Origin of the sequence: Mucilaginibacter sp. KACC 22063, from assembly GCF_028736115.1 — a bacterium.
In the GTDB taxonomy this organism is placed as follows: Bacteria; Bacteroidota; Bacteroidia; order Sphingobacteriales; family Sphingobacteriaceae; genus Mucilaginibacter.
Map to the genome: position 1 here is coordinate 282,163 of NZ_CP117877.1, position 20,557 is coordinate 302,719.

General features: G+C 42.8%; 16 protein-coding genes. 8 read left to right on the plus strand and 8 right to left on the minus strand.

What is annotated here, in order from left to right:
- Position 1 precedes the first annotated feature (1 nt).
- The 5 genes from PQ461_RS01335 to PQ461_RS01355 form a co-directional block, all read right to left on the minus strand.
- Entirely contained in the window at positions 2-1,093 is a 1,092-nt protein-coding gene (locus tag PQ461_RS01335; RefSeq protein ID WP_274207824.1) for an acyl-CoA dehydrogenase family protein, read from the minus strand.
- 11 nt (positions 1,094-1,104) lie between these two features.
- Entirely contained in the window at positions 1,105-1,716 is a 612-nt protein-coding gene (gene pnuC, locus PQ461_RS01340; RefSeq protein ID WP_274207825.1) for a nicotinamide riboside transporter PnuC, read from the minus strand.
- Positions 1,716-4,163 (minus strand): TonB-dependent receptor, encoded by a 2,448-nt coding sequence (locus tag PQ461_RS01345; RefSeq protein WP_274207826.1) that lies wholly within the window; start codon positions 4,161-4,163, stop codon positions 1,716-1,718. The genes pnuC and PQ461_RS01345 overlap by 1 nt, the downstream gene beginning before the upstream one ends.
- Before the next feature lie 349 nt (positions 4,164-4,512).
- Positions 4,513-4,854 (minus strand): HopJ type III effector protein, encoded by a 342-nt coding sequence (locus tag PQ461_RS01350; RefSeq protein WP_274207827.1) that lies wholly within the window; start codon positions 4,852-4,854, stop codon positions 4,513-4,515.
- Between the two features lie 164 nt (positions 4,855-5,018).
- Positions 5,019-6,296, minus strand: a complete 1,278-nt coding sequence (locus PQ461_RS01355; RefSeq protein WP_274207828.1) for an EndoS/ChiA family endoglycosidase — start codon at positions 6,294-6,296, stop codon at positions 5,019-5,021.
- 347 nt (positions 6,297-6,643) lie between these two features.
- On the opposite strand from PQ461_RS01355, the gene PQ461_RS01360 reads away from it, so the two are divergent.
- The 6 genes from PQ461_RS01360 (at position 6,644) to PQ461_RS01385 (ending at position 15,078) form a co-directional block, all read left to right on the plus strand.
- Positions 6,644-7,315 (plus strand): response regulator, encoded by a 672-nt coding sequence (locus tag PQ461_RS01360; RefSeq protein ID WP_274207829.1) that lies wholly within the window; start codon positions 6,644-6,646, stop codon positions 7,313-7,315.
- A 29-nt stretch (positions 7,316-7,344) separates the two neighbouring features.
- Positions 7,345-8,697, plus strand: coding sequence for a sensor histidine kinase (locus PQ461_RS01365; protein WP_274207830.1), 1,353 nt, complete (start codon positions 7,345-7,347; stop codon positions 8,695-8,697).
- A 178-nt stretch (positions 8,698-8,875) separates the two neighbouring features.
- Positions 8,876-10,165 carry a TolC family protein gene (locus tag PQ461_RS01370; protein WP_274207831.1) on the plus strand — a complete coding sequence of 430 codons (1,290 nt, stop codon included), beginning with the start codon at positions 8,876-8,878 and terminating at the stop codon, positions 10,163-10,165.
- A gap of 20 nt (positions 10,166-10,185) precedes the next feature.
- Complete coding sequence (locus tag PQ461_RS01375; RefSeq protein ID WP_274207832.1) at positions 10,186-11,286, plus strand: efflux RND transporter periplasmic adaptor subunit; 1,101 nt, start codon at positions 10,186-10,188, stop codon at positions 11,284-11,286.
- 29 nt (positions 11,287-11,315) lie between these two features.
- On the plus strand, positions 11,316-14,468 hold the full coding sequence (locus PQ461_RS01380; protein ID WP_274207833.1) for an efflux RND transporter permease subunit: 3,153 nt from the start codon (positions 11,316-11,318) through the stop codon (positions 14,466-14,468).
- A 64-nt stretch (positions 14,469-14,532) separates the two neighbouring features.
- Positions 14,533-15,078: a hypothetical protein gene (locus PQ461_RS01385; protein WP_274207834.1), complete on the plus strand. Its 546-nt coding sequence runs from the start codon at positions 14,533-14,535 to the stop codon at positions 15,076-15,078.
- On the opposite strand, the gene PQ461_RS01390 is transcribed toward PQ461_RS01385, so the two are convergent.
- From PQ461_RS01390 to PQ461_RS01400, 3 genes are all read right to left on the minus strand, one after another.
- Positions 15,079-16,170, minus strand: coding sequence for a serine hydrolase domain-containing protein (locus PQ461_RS01390; RefSeq protein ID WP_274207835.1), 1,092 nt, complete (start codon positions 16,168-16,170; stop codon positions 15,079-15,081).
- Between the two features lie 107 nt (positions 16,171-16,277).
- Entirely contained in the window at positions 16,278-17,066 is a 789-nt protein-coding gene (locus tag PQ461_RS01395; RefSeq protein ID WP_274207836.1) for a hypothetical protein, read from the minus strand.
- 35 nt (positions 17,067-17,101) lie between these two features.
- The gene (locus PQ461_RS01400) at positions 17,102-17,722 is read right to left on the minus strand and encodes a hypothetical protein (RefSeq protein WP_274207837.1); all 621 of its coding nucleotides are present in this window, start codon (positions 17,720-17,722) and stop codon (positions 17,102-17,104) included.
- Positions 17,723-17,931: 209 nt separating this feature from the next.
- Here PQ461_RS01400 and PQ461_RS01405 point away from each other — a divergent pair, with 209 nt between their 5' ends.
- Positions 17,932-19,935, plus strand: a complete 2,004-nt coding sequence (locus PQ461_RS01405; protein ID WP_274207838.1) for a sensor histidine kinase — start codon at positions 17,932-17,934, stop codon at positions 19,933-19,935.
- Complete coding sequence (locus PQ461_RS01410; protein ID WP_274207839.1) at positions 19,928-20,557, plus strand: response regulator; 630 nt, start codon at positions 19,928-19,930, stop codon at positions 20,555-20,557. The genes PQ461_RS01405 and PQ461_RS01410 overlap by 8 nt, the downstream gene beginning before the upstream one ends.

Consider the following 20,557-nt stretch of genomic DNA (forward strand, 5'->3'; position numbering starts at 1 on the left):
ATTAATTAAACGTCAGTAACGAATGCTGGCTGGCTGTATGCAGATCCCGCCATACCTGGTTAATTTCTGTATCCGGCGATGCGGCCAGAAGCCCGCAGTAAGGATAAAGCGTATCAACCGACTCGCGTGCTATGGTGGCCAGTTGCCTGCTGGTGCGGCTTACCGCTTGCAAGCTCTCAGAAGCATCTGCATTATTAAACAGCAATTCCCACGATTGATCTACTGCACGGTAAAATTCGCTTCTGGCCTGCTCCATATTCCACCTGGCGGTCTCCAGTTCCGTACTAAGCGTTGCTGCTTTTTCAGGCGTTAAGCGTGGTTTGTTCTCAAATACAGCAGGGCACAGATCAATAAAATGAGTGGCTATGCCGGCAATGTTGGCCGCCAGCGTTGCTTCAGCCAGTTGCATAAACGGATATCGGTATAGCAAGCCGTCGACCTGTGTAGCAGTGGCATCTATCTTAAAGCGGCGGTCAGCAGTTACTACGGCATCTTTTATTTCAAAAGCATGGCTACCCGTGCCCATCATGCCTATGTATTTCCAGGCGGGTATCAAAGTAGCTTGTTTGCTGTCAATCACAAAAGGTAATACAAGCGGTTGCCCCTGTTCATTTAAAACCGGGCCGTTCTCGTCCTCGATATTGCAATTACAGGTAAAATGTGTGGCATGCTTAACACCGCTGGCATATTTCCAGCTACCGTTTATCAGGTATCCATCTTCAGTTTTTACTGCTGTGCCGCTTGCCGCACCGCTACCTGCCAGGCACACTTGCGGATCAGCAAATATCTTTAAAGCTACTTCTGGCTCAATAAAGCCCCCAAACCAACCTGCACCGGTGCACAAAGTTACAACCCACCCCAGGCTGCCATCAGCCCATGCTAAGGCTTCTTCCAGCCTTACCAGATCTGGTAAAGGCGTTTCCAAACCTCCATAAGCTTTTGGTACCAGCAGCTTAAACCATTGCTGGTCATAAATCAATGCTAACTGCCCGGGTTGTAATTGCCCTTCCTGCTCGGCAGCAAAAGCTTCTTTACGTATCATATCAACCCAATCTGCCTGTACTAATGCAGAAGGGTGTTGTATCTTTTTCATAGATGATCTGTTTAATTAACTTGTTTCTCTTTACGATAGATACGCTGCCAGTCGAAAAACCCGAACACGGCAACCACAAACAGAAATACAGTAAGTAAAGCAAACAGAGGCAAATGCTTATAAAACAAAAGCGGTACGGCAAACAGGTTGGAGATATTAAGCACAACCCAGTTCTCAATTTTGCGCCTAGCCAGCAGCCATGTGCCTGCCCATGCGGTTGATGATACCAGGGCATCCCATACCGGAACGGTTGATTTGGTAAAATGGTGCAGTAACAGGTAAATACCCAGCCAGCCGCCAAAGGTAATCAGCAAGACAATCAGCCACTCGTTTTTGCTGGCATAAGTTACCGGTAATGGCGGCTCATTTTTGCGCCGAACCCATATTATCCAGCCATAAATACTCATTACTACATAATACACGCTTAGCCCTGCCTCGGCATAAAGCCCCGATTCCAGCAGTAAAAAAATAGATAATGCCGAGCCGCCAATGCCTGCCGGATAAAGCAGAATGTTATTTCTTTTTGCCAGCAATACCTCAGCAACACCAAGCAATACGGCAAGCCACTCTAATAAAGTGGTTTGCCGTATTTGCTCAATAAGTAACTGTATCCACTGATGCATCAGAATTTTAAGCTAAGTGATGCCAGGAAATTGCGCGGTGCCTGCGGGTAATAATAGTTGTAATTAACTACTTGCCCGCCCTCAATATCAGGATAGGTAGCACCATTTGCACTATATTTCGCGCTGAAAATATTATTGATCAAGAAGGATACGCCGATATTCTTAAGCGACCATGCCTGGAAATTATAGCTTAAACGCAGGTTGTTTACAAAGTATGATTTCAGGTAACGATTAACCGCATACTCGTTGTTCCCGGCTGATGGTACACCCTGCGGGTTAACGTTTGATGTATTATCGAGATATTGCTTGCTTACATATTTGCTGATAAAGGCAATCTCTCCGCCTTTAACCGGGCGGAAACTGATCTCGCTGTTGCCGACAAAACTTGGCGAGAAGGCAATATCCGATTTTTTGTAAACGGTTTCCACATTGCTTTCTGTATCGTAGTTATACAAAAACTGGTGGAAGTCTTTCACCTTATTGGTGCTGATGGCTACATTGGCAGCCCAGCTTAACATGGGTGTAATACGTAAGCGGCCGTCAAGCTCCACACCGGCGCGGTAGCTGTCGTTAATATTGGTACGAATAGCTGCACCCACATCGTTAAGCGATCCGGTTAGCACCAGCTGGTTTTTGTACAGCATGTAAAAGCCGTTAATGCCACCGCTGAAGATATGCCCCGTTGTACGATAGCCTAGTTCAAAGTCGTGCAGGGTTTCTGCTTTTGGGCGGCTTGCAGGTGTCGAGTTGGTATAATCATCGCGGTTTGGTTCGCGGTGGCCAACTGCCCATGAGGCATAAATATTGCTATTGTCAGTCAGGTCGAACGTAATGCCCGCTTTAGGATTAAAGAAGTTAAGGTCAACTGCCTGCTGAACATTGTTCAGGTTGCGGTCGTAACCCAGGAAAGAATAATATACATGGCGGTATTGCAGATCGCCGTAAAGCAGCACTTTGCCTAATTGGTATTCGCCACGCAGGTAAGTATTAAAGTCATTCTTCTTGGCGTTATCGCGCGAGTACTCATAGTCTGGTGGAATAGAAGTGCTCTCCTGTGTCCATTCTATATTATTATAGTGCGCACCTTTGTACTGATTATAAGCGCCGCCTAACAAAACATTCAGGTCGTTATTAGGGCGGTATTTAAAGTTATAGGTGAAGCCGTAAAAATCATTGTTTAACCACAGGCGGCGTACCAGATCTGTAGCAGCAATGGTGGTGCCGCCTACAACAACTGGAGTAATGCCATATTTTTTTAGCGAGTCGGCATTTTTATATTCTTCGTAATAACCATAACCTTTGGTATAGTGTAAAGCACCATTAAAAGACAGTTTACTGCCTAATTTCTGGTCGTAAAGTAGTTGGTAGTGATTTTGCGTATAGTTGTCGGTTTGGTTGTTGTAATAATAGCCTCTTGAATTGATATAACCTAATTCGTTGTAAGTACGGTTACCTGCAGCTACACTATCGGCCGGTACGCCGTTCCAGGCCTGGTATGTTTTCTCATGGCCCGAGAATACGTTTACCCTTACAATGCTGGATTTGCCATAGTAAGCGCCGCTTAAAAAGTATGATTTCAGGTTGGATGATGCCCTGTCGATATAGCCGTCAGAGCTGATGCGTGATAAACGGCCGTCGACACTGAAATGTCCGCCAAGTAAACCTGTACCCAGGTTCACCGTATTTTTAACCGTTCCGTATGAGCCTGCAGAGTTGTTCAATTCCGCATAAGCCGTATCCCGGCGAGTATTAGTTTGTATGTTGATACTCGCTCCAAATGCGCCTGCACCGTTGGTAGATGTACCTACCCCGCGCTGTATCTGAATGTTATCAACAGATGAAGCAAAGTCGGGAAGGTCAACAAAATAACTGCCCTGGCTCTCAGAATCGTTGTACGGGATGCCGTTTACGGTAACATTGATACGTGTACCGTCTGATCCGCGGATCCGGATACCTGTATAACCAACGCCTGCACCTGCATCAGATGTGACCACTGCCGATGGTGTTTGGCTAAGCAGGTAAGGCAGATCCTGTCCTAAATTGTTTTTCTGGATCTCTTTATGATTAAGATTAGTGAATGTTGTTGGTGATTTGCTGCCTGCACGCGTGGCTATTACATTAATATCTTCTGTAATGTTGGTACTGCTTGATGTCATTTTTACAGCAATAGTGGTATTACTGTTAACATTCATCGGCTTTTGCCAGGTTTGGTAGCCTATGTAAGTGATCTTTAACACATAGCTGCCTGGCTTTACATTGTCGATACTAAAGCTGCCGTTTGCATCTGTTTGTGCGCCGGGTGCAGTTTGTAAGTTTTGTAATGAAACCGTGGCGCCAGGTAATGGCTGGTTGGTACGGTCGTCGGTTACAGTGCCCGAGACACGTAGTTGGGCCGCTGCCAGAAATGGCAACAGCAGGGCGATTGCCGCCGCAAATAAACTTTTCAAATTTTTAAAATAAACTTAGTTAAACCATCTGCACGCCGGGTGTAAACGCGCAGTACACTTAACTTTTACCTATCCCTACGCCGGCATTATCCGGATCAGGTGTATGTTTGAGTTTAAAGTGTAAAGTTTGTAGTGTAAAGTGTAGCTCACTTATAACTTTCAACTTTTAAGCTATAACTCAAACAATGGGTATGATCTCAGCCTGTATTTCAGTTTGGCGAATAACCTGCAGTTTGTCCGTAACCAAATCTAGGCACCCCTTGAGAAATTAATCAACGGCAAAAGTATAATTTATTTTACTATTTGGAAGCTTAAATGCTAATAGGCACTTAATTGTGTAGTTATAGGGCTACTTTTTGGTTAAAGCATCGCCTTCAAAAACAACACCTTCCCAGCCGTGTGCCATAAACTGACGGATATTCTGGTGTGCTTCGCCATCCGGATCGTCAAGTACAGATTGATAGTGTTCGGCAAACAGTAGCAGGGTATCTTCTTTACTTAAGTTGTTAAGCTTTGCATAAGACAAAACCTTTGCACTGCCCTGGTTTTGTGAGGCTTCGTTGTAAACATCGCCATTTTTAAATGCGGTAGGTTGATGGTTGTATTCCGCTTCAATGTGTTTGAGCACATCTGCAAAGTTGATGCTGTGGTTCTTTAAATTATTGATGAGGGTGCTTACTTGTTCAGTCATGACTGTTTTAATATATTCCACAAAACTATCAAATGCAGCGAATTTAAATAGATTGATAAGCCTGAGTGATATAAAAAAACGGGGTGACTGATTACAGTCGCCCCGTTTGGTAATGTTATCATCAATAATCTTCAGCACCCAACTTCCGGATAGCTGTTTATTGACTATTGAATTTTAATAGAGGTTACAAGATCATTAGCGCTTGGCGAAAGCTTTGTAAAATCGGCATTGCTTGCTGTTAATGTCCATGATGTGCCGGTGAAATTATCGCCTGAGTACATAATTACTTTCCAGCCTGACGGTAATGTTACAGACGAAGCCCATTTACTGGTAAAGCCATACGTTTTTAACTGGCTGGATGTATAGTTACCTTTAGGTATGGCTGTGGTGGCCGTGCCGCCATATTGAGTGTCCTGGTAAAACACGGCACCAGATGTTGTAGTTGATCCGGTTTTAAGCGCCCGGAAAACCGGGTTGCAATAAGCAGAATCAACATTGGCAGCGTAAACAGATATACCTGCTTTTGTGCCGTTAGCAGGTTGATATTGCGCCGCAGCTATGCCGCTGCTTAAGCTGTTATAATCTTTTGAAAGCGCGATCATGGTTTTTGAAGCGCCTATGTAGTTAGCCCACCTGTTAAAGCGCTGGGTATTATCTTCAAAATAGCCCATGTCCATCACAAAGTTAAGGTACTGCGCTACAGTGGTAGATTGGCCAATGGCGTAGCCTGCCTGTGCGCCATCATAAATAGCCGCGGTGTAAACAGTTGTGGTGGTTGCTGATGACATTGGCCCCCAGTATTTACCAAATTCTTTTAAGAGATTGGTGTAATTGGTATTTGCAGCGGTACTGCCCATGTGTTCTACATCAAGCGAGATGCCGTCCATACCTAATTGCGTAGTTACGCAGGTGTTAAGAAATGCGGCAAACTGGGTATAAGTTTGTTTGGTGCCGTTGTATGTGGTAAAAGGTGTGGTAGTATTCCATGAGTTGGCGTCGTCAACGTTCATTAACACTTTCACACCTCTTGATTGCAGCGTTTTAATATCAGAAAGTATAGAACGGTAGTTTTTATAATAACCGCTCAGCATAATGGAACTGCTGCTGCCATAATGTGCCGTGTCTGCAAGCTCCCAGGCAGAGCCTTCAAATACAATCACAATGTTGGCATCCTTAGCAAAATCAAGCATGCTTAGTTTAACTTTAGGTGTGCCGGTTGGTGTGGCATCAAATGTGTAATAGGCCACTTTGTTATTACCAGATGCTGGTATAGGCGTAGTAGATGTCAGTTGCTGATTTACCTGAACATCTTTAAGTTTTGCTGCGCTTGGCGAGATCATGTCCGACTTTTTACAAGATGCTAAAAAGGACAGGGTGAGTACTGATGCAACCAGCCAATAATAGCCACGGCTGATAGCATGAAAAGGTCTAAGTGTTTTCATTGGGGTAAGGAAAAATGTTTTTGTTAGTTAATAATTGGTTGGCGGGTTGCCTGGAAGTTAAGCCCAGCTTGCGCTAAAATTAATTAATATTATTATATGAAATAATTATTTCTATAGATAATTTATACATATTGCTGTGTTGATAATACACTTAATCAGGCTATTTAATATTTGAATATAGGCTTCTGTAATTCGTTAAATCGATTTACTTAGTGTACTGAATAAGCTCAAGATTAAACGCTAACTAGCTGATCTGAAATTAGAATTCTCTAATGTTGGATTAGAATCCTCTAATGTACGATGTACTGATTTTGAGCCTACTTATTTTTGTATGGAAATTTTTTCATATGAATATTCTTTTGATAGAAGATGAGTCAAAAGTAGCGGCCTTCATTAAAAAAGGTTTAGAAGAGCAGCTTCATAACGTCACTTTAGCTTATGATGGCTTAATGGGAGTTAAGCTGGCTTTAGAGAATGATTTTGACCTTGTTATTTTAGATGTAGTACTCCCGTATACAAGCGGCTTTGAGGTTTGTAAACAGATACGGCAGTTTAAAATGGAACTCCCTATCCTGATGTTAAGTGCTTTAGGCACTGTTACAGATAAAGTGACAGGACTTGAAAATGGCGCTGACGATTATCTAACCAAGCCTTTCCATTTTGAAGAACTGCTTGCCCGTATCAATGCTTTAGACCGCCGCAGAAACAAAGTATTGCCTGGTACTTACTTTGAGATTGAAGATCTGCGTATGGATTGCTATCGCAAAACTGTTACCCGCGCCGGTAATTTAATTATGCTTACGGTAAAGGAGTTTACGCTGCTGGAAACCTTAATGTTCAATAAAAATAGGGTGCTGTCAAGGGCTTACATTGCCGAAGCTGTTTGGGGTATCAACTTTAACAGGGGTACCAACCTGATAGATGTATACATCAATTATCTGCGTACCAAGATCGACAAAGGCTATCCTAAGCAATTGATCCATACTATAGTGGGCATGGGTTACATGATCCGTGACTAAGCACGGGCTAACTATAAAATATTATCAACTTGAAAGTACGTAACAAACTTTCTTTACAGTTTACCTTTTTATTCGCGGTGCTGCTTACCGGCGTGCTGGCAGGTATTTACCTGTATGTACAGCATAACCGCACCAATACCTTTTACGACCGACTGGCAGAACGGGCAGTTACTGTGGCGCAGTTCTACCTGGCAGAAGACAATGTTTCAAAAGAGAAGTTCTCTAAAATAAGTGAAAAGTTTCCGCAAAGCCTTCCAAAGGAAAACATCAGAATTTATGATGACCAGTTCAGGCCAAGGTTTGTACCGGAATCGGGCGTAAACTGGAATGAAAAGATTTTACAGCAGATCACCGAAAAGAAAAAGCTGGATTTCAGGGTTAACGAGCGCCAGGTAGTAGGTATAGATTATGTAGATAATTCGGGTAACTACATCATAGTCGTTTCCGCATCAGACGAATTAGGCCGCCACTATTTGCATAGCCTCCGCATTATCATGGTGGTGTTCTTCCTGTTCTCGCTGCTGATTACCTTTTTTGCAGGTCTGCTGTTCTCGCGACTGGCATTGCAGCCTATTAAACACATCACTGGTGATTTGGAGCGTATCAGGGCATCAAGCCTCGATTTAAGGTTACCTGTTGTCAACAAAAAGCCGGACGAGATCGATAACCTTTCGCTGACCATTAACCAGGTATTGGAGCACCTTCAGCAGTCGTTCGATAACCAAAGCGCATTTATATCCAATGCATCTCATGAGTTGCGTACACCGATAACTACCATACTTGGCGAGGCCGAGATTACGATGATGAGCGAGCGTTCGCCGAAAGAATATGAGGCGGCATTAAGCAATATCATTAAAGAGGCTGAAAGGCTAAGCTATATCATTAATAGTTTACTGGATCTGATACAGACCAATGTAGAGAACCGCAGCATGGAAAGCATCAGCATGAGCGAGTTGTTCTGGGATATTAAAGACGAATTGGAATTCCGGAATCCTGAAAGCTGTGTAAATATAGATTTCAACCTGTCGGAGGAGTTACCCAAGAATACCATTTTAGGCAACAGGCAATTGCTGCTGATCGCCATTAGTAATATTATCAAAAATGCCATCAAGTTTTCTGATCAGCAGCCGGTTCAATGCCATGTATACAGCGACCGTAAGGGTTTACATATTAAAATAAAAGACCAGGGAATAGGCATATCTGAAAAGGATATGGATAAAATATTCCAGCCGTTTTTCAGGTCGCAAAATGCCATGACTTATCCCGGATCGGGAATTGGCCTTGCACTAACACAAAATATAATCAAGCTGCACAATGGAACAATGAAAGTAAAATCGCAACTAAAACAGGGTACGGAATTTCAAATTACGTTCCCGTTATGATCTGTTTTGGGGCGAATATTTTAATGAAATAAAAGTACAGTTTAAGAACATTAGAAAATTTTAATAAACATTTAATCCGGCTCTTATAACGCATTAAGTGTCCTCTAATAACACTAAAATACCTTTGAGTTATCAATAGTAAGTGCAATTGCATTTACCGTTTTACATAAATAAATACATGAAATCCACATATCAAAAACGCGTTTTATTACTATTGTGTGTCGGGCTTTGCTTCAGTTTCAGCAGCCTTAAAGCACAAAACGTAGCAGGCGATACTTTACGTATCGACCTGAAAACTGCCGAGCAGCAGTTCCTGAAAAACAACCTGCAACTGATCAGCCAGCGTTACAACGTTGACAATGCCAGCGCACAGCTCATTACTGCTAAATTATTTCCAAACCCCGATTTTACATTTAGCAATGGTATAGCCGGTACCCAGGTTAGTAATCCTGCGCGCGAGCAAACTGCCGGCTTGTCGCAATTAATACAAACTGCAGGTAAAAGGAATAAGAACATAGAATTAGCTAAGATTGGTATTCAACAAGCTAAATATCAGTTCTTCGATCTGCTGCGTACGCTTAAATATTCGTTGCACAACGATTTCTACACCATATACTACCAACAGCAATCGGCTAAGGTATATGATAAAGAGATCAGCTCTTTGCAGGATATCCTATCCGCCTTCAGAACGCAGTACAGCAAAGGCAATATTGCAGAGAAAGAAGTATTGCGCATTGCATCGCAGCTGTCATCATTACAGGTAGAGTACAATAATCTGTTGGTGGGTATTGATTCCACCCAACGCGAGTTCAGGTTATTGATCAATGCTTCTCCAAATACAACCATTTCTCCCATTGTAGCGGCTGATGAAGCTAAGGCCATTGACGATTTAAACACAGTCCCTTACAACCAATTGCTGGATTCAGCTTACGTCGACAGGTATGATCTTAAACTGGCTCAAAGCGCGGTTGACTACAGCAATACCAATCTGCAACTGCAAAAGGCGCTTGCCATACCAGATGTAAGCCTTTCGCTTAATTACGATAAACTGGGCAGTTATGGTAATAACTTTTTAGGCGGCGGTATAGAATTTAACCTGCCATTTTTTAATCGCAACCAGGGTGGCATAAAACAAGCGCATATTGCTATTGACCAAAGTAAGGTGCAACTGCAAAGCACACAAAAACAAGTGGAGGCTGATGTGGCCATGAGCTATAAAGGCGCACTGCGTTTGCAGAAGTTATACCGGGCTATGGACCCTAATCTGAGCAAAGATTTTACCCGCTTAATTAACGGCGTATTGGATAACTACAAGAAACGGAATATCAGTTTACTGGAGTTCCTCGATTTCTATGACTCTTACAAGAACAACACCCTACAGCTCAATAACCTGCAACAGAATTTAATGCAATCGTTAGAGCAGCTGAACTATGTTACGGGCACAACACTATTTAACAAAAAGTACTAAGTTTTTACTCCTATCCTTTTATGAATAAGATACTTAATAAAAGCGGATTGATTTTTTCAGCCGGAATGCTAATGCTGAGCATGGCTGCCTGCCACTCAAATACTGAAACCGAAGATGCACGCGAACCTTATGTAATCCCCGATTCGCTGATGCGCACGCTGAGCATTGATACGGTGACCACATCGCATATCACCGATGCACTTAAGTTTAACGGTGTAGTTAATTTCAATACAGATAAAGTAGTAAATCTTTATCCAATGGTGAGCGGCGCCGTACAAGGTGTTAGCGTGATGCCCGGTGATTATGTAAAAGCCGGACAGGTATTAGGTTACGTAAAAAGTAGCGAAATGGCCAACTATTCTACCTCGCTTATTGATGCACAAACCAATGTGCAGCTTACCAAACGCCAGCTGGACCAACAGAAGGAGCTATTCAAGAGCGGCCTTGCATCACAAGTTGATGTTACCAGCGCCCAGGTAAATTATGAGCAGGCTGTTGCTGCACTTACTGCCGCTAAAAGGGTACTTAGCATAAATGGCAATAGCACTAATGGCCAGTACACCATAAAAACACCGATAGAAGGTTTTGTGGTACAGAAAAACGTGACTGATGACATGGCTATCCGTACCGACAACAGCGCCCCTTTATTTGTGATCTCTGACCTTAAGAATGTTTGGGTTGAGGCTAATGTTTATGAGGCTAATATCAGTAAAGTACATGAGGGGCAGGAAGCTGAAGTTACGACCATTGCTTATCCGGATAAAGTTTTCAAAGGAAAGATCAACAAGGTGATGAACGTGCTTGATCCATCAACCAAAGTAATGAAAATGCGCGTGGTGCTTAACAACCCCGGCTATCAGCTTAAACCGCAAATGTTTGCTACGGTAGCGGTTAACAATACCGAAAGCGAGGAGGCTACTTCCATAGCCAGCAGCGCACTTATTTTCGATCATAGCCAATATTATGTAATTGTGGTAAGCGGTAAAAAGAACCTGCAGCTTCGTCCGGTTGACGTGATCAGCATTAATGGTAAAACAGCCTATATACGCAATGGTGTAAAACCGGGCGAAAGGCTGATCAGCTCTGATGCGCTACTGATTTATGGATCATTAAACAGCTAATCATTTATTCACTTTTTCCTGCTTAAAACATGGACAAGATACTCAGAGGGATCATCGGATTCTCTTTAAGAAATAAATACCTGATTATTGCGCTGGCTGCCACACTGGTAGTTACAGGTGTAATAGTCTTTAGCCAGATGCCTATTGAGGCCTTCCCGGATGTAACCAATACCGAGATTGACATTATTACCCAATGGCCAGGGCAAAGCGCCGAAGAGGTAGAGAAACTGGTAACCATACCTATTGAAATCGCCTTAAACCCGGTGCAACAAAAGGTAAGCTTGCGCTCGTCAACCATATTCGGACTTAGCTACATCAAAGTAATATTTGATGATGATGTAAAAGACCCCGAAGCGCGCCAGCAGGTAATGAACCTGTTGCAAAATGCAACGTTGCCAAATGGTATACAGCCATCGGTGCAGCCGCCGGTTGGCCCCACAGGCGAGATTTACCGCTACACGCTTAAAAGCTCGGTAAGGGATGTGAGGGAACTGAAAACCATCCAGGACTGGGTGATCGACCGCCGCTTACGTGCCATACCTGGTATCGGCGACATCAATGCCTTTGGTGGTAAAACCAAGACTTACGAGATCACCGTTAACCCCGAAAAGCTGGCTACCTTAAACATTACACCGCTTGATGTTTTCACCGCCGTGCAAAAAACCAACATTAACGTTGGCGGCGACATGATTGTGCGTAACAACCAGGCATTTGCGGTACGTGGTATCGGTTTGCTGAATGATATTAATGAGATCAGGAACATCATCGTTACCAATAATAACGGTGTGCCGGTACTGGTTAAGGACGTAGCCGAGGTACAGATCTCAAACCTGCCGCGATTAGGTTGGGTTGGCCGTAGTGATGCAATTGACAGTGAAAACGGTAAGCGTAAAGTGATAGACGACCCTGATGCTGTTGAGGCGATTGTGGTAATGCGTAAAGGCGAAAACCCAACCGTGGTAGTAAAAGCATTAAAAGCTGAAATTGATAAGCTGAATAATGATGTTTTACCTGCTGATACCAAGATCATCCCCTATTATGACCGTACTAATTTAATTGACTATGCAACCCATACCGTATTGCATAACCTGATAGAAGGTATCTTGCTGGTAACATTCCTGGTGTCCATTTTTATGTTTAACTGGCGCACCACGCTGATTGTATCTATCATTATTCCGCTGGCGCTGTTATTTGCCTTTATCTGTCTGCATTTGAAGGGCATGTCGGCCAACCTGCTTTCATTAGGCGCTGTCGACTTTGGGATTATCATAGACGGTGCGGTGGTGATGGTGGAAGGTATGTTCGTCTTTCTCGATCATCAGGCTGTTACGCTGGGCATGGACCGGTTTAACAAAAAGATCAAATCGGGCATGATCAAAAATAATGGCGCAGTATTAGGTAAGGCGATCTTCTTTGCCAAGCTGATCATTATTACAGGCTTGCTGCCCATCTTTGCTTTCCAAAAAGTAGAAGGCAAGTTGTTTTCGCCTTTAGCTTATACACTGGGTTTTGCACTGCTCGGCGCATTAATCACCACGCTTACGCTGGTACCTGTATTGATAAGCCTGTTGCTTAAGAAAAACGTGCATGAAAAGCATAACCCGGTAGTACACGCCCTTACAGGCTTTATGCTGGGCGGCTTTATCCGTTCTTTTAAACATAAAGAAATTGTGGTGGTGCTATCATTGATTGCTATGGTGTTAGGCTTGTTTTCCTTTAAGTTTTTGGGTAGCGAATTTTTGCCCGAACTAAATGAAGGCTCCATATGGCTGCGTGTGCAGTTGCCCTACAGTGTATCGCTTGATCAGTCTGTAGTTACAGCAAAACAAGTGCGTAAAATACTCATGACCTTTCCGCAGGTAAAATATGCGGTATCGCAAACCGGAAGGCCCGATAACGGAACAGATGTGGCCGGATTTTACAACAACGAGTTTGACGTGATCATGTACCCGGAAGAGGATTGGAAGCCCAAGATCTCAAAGGAGGAACTGATTAAGCAGATGAATCAAAAGCTATCTGTAATACCGGGTGCCGACCTTAACTTTTCGCAACCCATCAGTGATAACGTGGAAGAAGCGGTATCAGGTGTGAAGGGTTCCATTGTAGTGAAGGTATATGGCGATTCGCTTAATTACATGGAAAATCGTGTCAATTCGGTATACCGCGTATTAAAAACCGTACGTGGTATCGAAGATCTTGGGGTACTGAAAAGCATCGGTTTACCTGAATTGAACATTAACCTGAACCAGCAAAAAATGGCGCAGTATGGGGTAAGCACTGCCGATGCCAACTCTGTAATTTCAATGGCGATAGGCGGACAGGCCGCATCTACCTTATATGAGGGTGTACGTACATTTGATATACGTATCCGTTTCCCGGAAGGGTTTAGGAAAACGCCTGACGACATTGGCGACCTGCTTGTACCTACCATGAACGGCAGCAAGGTAGCGCTGAGTGAGATTGCCACCATTACCCAAAAAACGGGGCCTTGCCTGATATTCAGAGACGGTAACGAGCGTTATGCTACGGTTAAATTCTCTGTTCGCGGGCGGGATATGGGTAGCACCATAGCCGAAGCGCAACAAAAGGTTGCTGCACAGGTGCAGATTAAGCGAGGCTACCGCCTAGCCTGGCAGGGAGATTTTGAAAACCAGCAGCGTGCAACCAAGCGGTTAGCGCAGGTGGTGCCTATCAGTTTGATCCTGATTTTCTTCCTGCTGTTTATCATGTTCGGTACTATAAAAGATGCAGCATTGGTGTTCCTTAACGTGCCGTTCGCTATAGTCGGGGGTATACTCGCCTTGTTTATTACGGGTACTAATTTCAGTATCTCAGCAGGTATCGGGTTTATTGCACTGTTTGGTATCTGTATTCAGGATGGTGTATTGCTGATCACCGTATTTAAGCAAAACCTGGCAAACCTGCAGGTAGGCGAGCAAACCTTGTACAACGCTATTAAACTGGGTGTAAATTCACGGATCAGGCCGGTGATGATGACCGCATTGATGGCAGCTATTGGTTTATTCCCGGCAGCTATATCACATGGTATCGGTTCAGAAAGCTCAAGGCCTTTGGCAAGGGTAGTAATTGGTGGTATCCTTTGCGCCATGATCTTTAGCTTATGGGTGTTCCCGCTGATATTTGGTTGGGCATATCGTAAAGAGGATAAAACCACAAAGTAAGCTGTAACTCGGATGCTGTTATTTCGTTTAATATGATGTTATATAAGCTGTAAATAAGTAGGTTATGAAAAGGAGCCATTTAATACCCCTCGTACTTGTTCCGGCAATTGTTTTTGCCGGAACATTATTCCTGAGTTTTAAACCTAAGCAGGAAGACACCAATATAAAAGGATATTTTACCACCAAAAATCACGAGGAGTCGGTGATTATAACCACGCCGAAAGTGGACAGTGATGAAGTGAGTTGCCCCGGCGGATGTACAACTAAAATTGGCTTCACCAATTCTAATACAGCGTCCATTACAGTAAAAGATTGCATAGGCGCTGATATTACTAATCTCGGCGACCTTAATGGCGACGGCTTAGACGAGATCGGTATTTTACCACAATGGTTTGGTGGCTGCTGGCATTTGTACAGGGTTTATACCTACAAGCATAAAAAATGGGAACTGGCAGTACCGCCTATTCAAACACATTGCAACGAATTTGAAACCCCTGGCTTAAAGGTAATTACTAAAGACCCCGAAAAGCCCGGCAATGTATTGGTTACTTACAGTGTTTTTGATACGGACGATATTACTTTTAAAACCATATCAGAACCTATAAAATAATTATTGGTGACTGACGCTGTTCAAAGCCATTGAGGCTATATCCCTGGCTAATTGCGTTGGCGAATTACAATCGCAGTTGCTTAAAGCTAAAACATAAAGGTCTTGTTCAGGAATGTAAACCCCCATGGTTTTAAATCCGAAGATGCTGCCACCATGCTCGCGGGACTTTAAGCCGTTTAGTGCTGTGATATGCCAGCCATAGCCATAACCAATATTTTGCCCGTTGTTTAATCTATAATTGGTAAATGCCTTGTCTGTTTCTTTTGCGCTAAGCAATAAGTGACGGTTCAGGGCATTTTGCCATTTAAGCATATCTGACAAAGTAGACATTAATGCTCCGGATGCAAAAGGTACGGTAAAGCTGATACTTGATTTATTGACATAACCAGCGCTTTTTTTCTGATAACCGTAAGCACGTTTTTTGATAATCTTACGGTCACTCGCATAATCCGATTCGGTCATGCCTGCTTTGTCGAAAATATTTTTCCTGATAAAATTCTCGTAAGTATCTCCTGAAGCCACTTCGATTATATAACCCAGTAAAACATAGCCAGAATTGTTATAATCGAATTTTTCTCCGGGCGCAAAATCAACAGGCTCATTTTTGAAAAAGTCAACCATCATTTTCGGGCTCATGTCCTTTTGGGCGATGCCTGCTAAGGCACTCATTTTGGTAAAATCCTTAATCCCCGATGTATGTGTAAGCAAGTGGTGGATGGTGATGTTTTTGCCGTTGGGATAATCCGGAACATATTTGGAAACCGGATCTGTTATAGCAAGCTTGCCTTGTTCCTCCAATATAAGTATGGCTATTGCTGTAAACTGCTTGGTCATGGAGCCCAATTCAAAAATGTAATCAGGTTGCAGGTTAACGCCCAATTCAAGATTAGCTTTGCCAAAAGCTTTTTGATAAACAGGCTTGCCATGTTGTGCTATCAAAAATACCGCCCCTGGGCCACTGGTATCACTGATGTTTTTCTTAATGAGGCTATCTACCCTGTTTTCAAGAGATTGGGCAAGAATTGGATTTGAAAAATAAAATAAAAGAGCAAATAAAAGTGATAAGATTCGGGCGGGTTTTATTTTGAGCATCGTAATAATTGTTTGGTGCTGTGACGCTTCCTGCAAGTTTCAGGTTACAACAGCACCAACAATTACTATTTAGGGTTTAGGCAAATACCTGAATGATTTGGTGCTTATTAAGCGCCGAAACCATATATTTTAATATTGCTCACTAAAACCTTTGACCCGTTATGGTACTCAAAGGGAGCAGTAATGTAAAAGTTTTTAGCTGCCGTTGGCGTGAACATTTGGGTATCGGCCAGTTTTGTATTGTTAATATATACAGTCATCATTTCGCCGTTAACGCTTATGCTTACGTGCATCGGCTGGTTAATAGCTGAAGCAAGATCAAATGTAGTGTTGGTGTATTTCTGGGGATTATTGCTGCCTATAACTATAGCATCGCCATCATAATATTGCAGTTCTACATAGGCCCCTTCACCGCTGGTATATTCTCTTGCACTGTTATCAGTTGAAAACCCGAAATACATTGGCGAAATATCTTTTACCTGGTCTGCTGTTGCAAGCACATCAAATTCAACCGTAAAATGTTTAGGGTATATGATTTGCTTTGCAAGCTTGTAAGTCGACTGATTTTGCAAAACCAGCCATTTACCGCTTTGGTCTTTAACAGTTGCAACAGCTGCCGCGCCGTTAGTTTTAAATGTTTTGGCAGATGTGCCAGCAGGGTAAGCCGAAAAGTTTTCTTCAAATATCAATCGGCTACCGCGTACAAAGTCGCTGCTTGTTTGTACCGGGCTTTCAAATCCCTTTGATTTTTTGGTTTCACCGTCTTTTTTATTCAGCTTGTTGTCAATGGCTTCGTTAGCCTTATTTTTAACCTTTTGCAACCATGCCGATTGGGCTTTAGCTTCAATAGTAGCCATTAATGTTATGGCCATTAAAATGCCTGTTATCTTTTTCATAAAGTTGATGTTTCGTTAAATGTTAACCCTTGCGCTTAATGTAGTTTTACTCTTACGATTTCGCCGTTTTCCTTCACCTCTACAAACTCCTCAATACGGTCTTGGTGGTCAACAGAATAGTGCTTTTGCTGATAATAATCTGTCCGGCCACCGTAACTCCCATAGCCCGAACCGGTGTATTCGTTATAAGTGCCTGAAACTGTAAAATCTAACAATCCCTGTAAAAAGTATTTTCCGGGCAGCATATCCGGGAAGGTAAATTCACCGTTGCTGTTGGTAATCGCTTCCAGGCGGTATCTATATGCAGCATCAGACATGTACACAAACCGTTTCTTTCTCAGGTTTTCTTTCTCGTCTCTTAACTTATACCATTCTTCAAAATAGGGCGTGACAGGTAATAGTACTACCTTCATTTTGTTGGCGTAAATACGTTGCCCTAATAATGGCTTAAAGCCCATGCTGTTTTTTTGCTTGGTAAAAGCAACCCCTTTAATAGTTGCAGTACCTTTTGCCAGCATTTTTTTTGCTTGTAACGAATCAAAGGCTACCTGTGGGTAAAAGGTCTCCGTTTTCTCCTTTCTTTCGGGTTCCTGGTATTGGGCAAATAATGAGGAAACTGCTGATAAGCTAATGATCAGCGTAAATAGGTATTTCATAGTCTGTAACGTTTATTAAGATGTAATAGCAAAGCTATTACAAGCATTATTGCTATTAAATACCAGTTTTTAAGGGTTCTTTTCTACTTATTTTCAGGTATTTTTTAAATGGTTTAAATTATTAGCATGGTGTTTTGTGGTGAGCGAGATATTTACACTATACTTACCATGGTAAGTATTATTTCCGTAACACATCCATTTACCGGTTGATGAAAAAGATAGTCCCTATACTGTTATTATTTGCAGTTGCATTTAAATCGTTTGCACAACAACAGGTTCCGCTTGATGAAAAAAGATATACCGATAGCCTGCAAGCTATCTTAAAAAGCACGCGGGCAGATAGTTCAAAAGCTAATGCAAGTTTTGCGCTGGTAGAATACTGGAAGTTTAAGGACACTGTAAAAAGTAAATCCTACCTGGAAGAAGGAAAGAAGTTCTCGCTCCATACACCTTATTATAAAGCGTTAGCCTATTTCTTTGAAGGGCAGTACTACTTTAACTGGAACCACCCGAAAGCATCGGTAGCTTTTAAAAAAGCCGAAGAGGCGCTTGCTAAATTTCAAACCCCGGCAGCTTATGCTAAACGCGCGGCCGCTTTGTACAACTATGCCATCATGAACAAGGATGCTAAAGGATACGACTTTATTACCCGTATTACTTTAGATAAGGTTATCCCTATTGCAGAAAAGACAGGCAACCCGGCAACACTTGCTTTCTATTATACCCAACTGTCTACCATACTGATGAATAATTATCAGTTTGCAAAGGCACGATCTTATAACCAGAAAGCCATAGAGCTTTTGGAAAAAGGCAAGCCTAATACAACCAACCTGTTATTTGCCTACCTGAGCGGAGTGAGTATTAATTGTTACGATAGCCAGCCCGGACAGGCAAAAGTTTTGTTAAAGAAGGCACAGGATTTACTAAAACCCTTCCCCGGGTCATTAAACTATACTTTATATTATAACAACGAAGCTTTATATAATGAAACCATTAAAGATTATAACAGCGCTTTAATAAGTGTGGACAAAGGCATTGTATTGGCAAAAAAGTATAACCAAACGCAGCTTTATCAGCAATTTCTTTTTCGTAAGTATGAGATCCTTACTCAGCAAAAACAATATGCCAAAGCCCGTCAGATACTGCTGGATATAGTTAAAGAAGGTACGCTCATCGCCAATAGTAATGACAGGGCAGCGGTATTTCTGGAGTTAGCGAAAGCCAATGAAAATTTAAAAGATTATAAAGAGGCCTACACCTGGCTAAATAAAAGCCGCACCATATCTGACAGCATCAGTAAAAGCCAAACCGAGCTAAAGATAAACGAACTGGAGACGAAATATAGAAGCGCTGAAAACCAGAAAAAGATCACTTTATTACAATCGCAGAATAAGCAAACGGCACTGATCATTAAAAACGAACGCTTGTACAAATGGCTGCTGGGATCTGTATGTCTGCTCTTGGTAATTATTCTGTTTGTAGTGATACTTAACGCCCGTAACATCCGGAAACTGGCAGAGCAAAAGGAAATAAACCACCGCCAACAACTGCATGAAATGGAGCAACGTGAGCAGTTAAAGGTGATTAAGGCCATGCTTGACGGTGAAGAACACGAGCGCGAACGTGTGGCCAGGGATTTGCATGACGGCCTGGGCGGAATGCTTGCCGGGGTTAAGATCGGCCTTTCAGGCTGGAGCAATAACCAGGAAAGCGTATCGCAGGATAAGGATCTGCACCGTATCATTGGTCAGCTGGATACTTCGGTAGCAGAGCTAAGGCGTATTGCCCGCAACATGGTACCAGAAAGCCTTTTAAAATTCGGGCTTGAAGTGGCATTGAAAGATCTGTGCGAGTTTCATATGAGCGACAGGCTGCACATTACTTTCGAGTCGTTCGACCTGGGCAAAACCATTGCCTTAAATGTTCAGTTAAATATTTACCGCATTGTGCAGGAACTGATCTCCAATGCTATAAAACATGCACAGGCCAGCAACATTATATTACAATGCAGCCAGAATGCAAACACCGTTTTTATAACATTTGAAGATGACGGAGTAGGGTTTGACACCGCCATACTTGCCAATAAAAAAGGTATGGGAATTGATAACCTGAGAAACAGAATTGCTTTTCTGAAAGGGAAGTTCGAGATCATATCAGCACCCGGTGAGGGAACTATTATTAACATTGAGCTTAACACCATAGCAGATGAATAAGTTACGTACCATTATTGTAGATGATCACCCCATAGTAATTGAAGGACTAAAAACACTGCTGCAGCACGAGGATAATCTTGAACTGGCTGGCGGGTTTAACAATGGTGCCGAGACTTTGGAATATTTAAAAGCCAATACCGTTGACCTGATTTTACTTGATATTACTTTGCCTGATGTAAACGGCATCGATCTGTGCCAGGAGGTTAAACAAGAGTCGCCCGAGACCATGATCTTAATATTGAGTAACCACACCCAACGAAGTATCATTATGCGGGCCATACAGAATGGAGCGAATGGCTACCTGCTTAAAAATAGCTCGTTAGATGAGTTGAGGCATTGCATCAGTGAGGCGGTTACAGGTAACATTTGTTATAGCAGGGATGTGATGGAGATCATGAGCAAGCCATCGAAGAATGAGTTGCAAGGGGCGCCTCAGCTTACCCGCCGCGAAAAACAAATACTGGCGCTACTGGCTCAAGGAAAAACCAGCCTTGTTATTGGCGAAGAGCTTTTTTTAAGCCCGCTTACCGTGGACACCCATCGCCGTAACCTGATACAGAAGTTTGAAGTTAAAAACGTAGCCGAGCTGATTATGGTCGCCACGCAGCAGCAGCTTTTATAG

What these genes read in the sequence shown, in the direction of transcription:
- PQ461_RS01405 (WP_274207838.1), top strand. Translation starts at nt 17,932, where the DNA reads ATGAAAAAGATAGTCCCTATACTGTTATTATTTGCAGTTGCATTTAAA.
- PQ461_RS01370 (WP_274207831.1), top strand. Translation starts at nt 8,876, where the DNA reads ATGAAATCCACATATCAAAAACGCGTTTTATTACTATTGTGTGTCGGG.
- PQ461_RS01355 (WP_274207828.1), bottom strand. Translation starts at nt 6,296, where the DNA reads ATGAAAACACTTAGACCTTTTCATGCTATCAGCCGTGGCTATTATTGG.
- PQ461_RS01390 (WP_274207835.1), bottom strand. Translation starts at nt 16,170, where the DNA reads ATGCTCAAAATAAAACCCGCCCGAATCTTATCACTTTTATTTGCTCTT.
- PQ461_RS01380 (WP_274207833.1), top strand. Translation starts at nt 11,316, where the DNA reads ATGGACAAGATACTCAGAGGGATCATCGGATTCTCTTTAAGAAATAAA.
- PQ461_RS01360 (WP_274207829.1), top strand. Translation starts at nt 6,644, where the DNA reads ATGAATATTCTTTTGATAGAAGATGAGTCAAAAGTAGCGGCCTTCATT.
- pnuC (WP_274207825.1), bottom strand. Translation starts at nt 1,716, where the DNA reads ATGCATCAGTGGATACAGTTACTTATTGAGCAAATACGGCAAACCACT.
- PQ461_RS01375 (WP_274207832.1), top strand. Translation starts at nt 10,186, where the DNA reads ATGAATAAGATACTTAATAAAAGCGGATTGATTTTTTCAGCCGGAATG.
- PQ461_RS01400 (WP_274207837.1), bottom strand. Translation starts at nt 17,722, where the DNA reads ATGAAATACCTATTTACGCTGATCATTAGCTTATCAGCAGTTTCCTCA.
- PQ461_RS01410 (WP_274207839.1), top strand. Translation starts at nt 19,928, where the DNA reads ATGAATAAGTTACGTACCATTATTGTAGATGATCACCCCATAGTAATT.
- PQ461_RS01335 (WP_274207824.1), bottom strand. Translation starts at nt 1,093, where the DNA reads ATGAAAAAGATACAACACCCTTCTGCATTAGTACAGGCAGATTGGGTT.
- PQ461_RS01395 (WP_274207836.1), bottom strand. Translation starts at nt 17,066, where the DNA reads ATGAAAAAGATAACAGGCATTTTAATGGCCATAACATTAATGGCTACT.
- PQ461_RS01385 (WP_274207834.1), top strand. Translation starts at nt 14,533, where the DNA reads ATGAAAAGGAGCCATTTAATACCCCTCGTACTTGTTCCGGCAATTGTT.
- PQ461_RS01350 (WP_274207827.1), bottom strand. Translation starts at nt 4,854, where the DNA reads ATGACTGAACAAGTAAGCACCCTCATCAATAATTTAAAGAACCACAGC.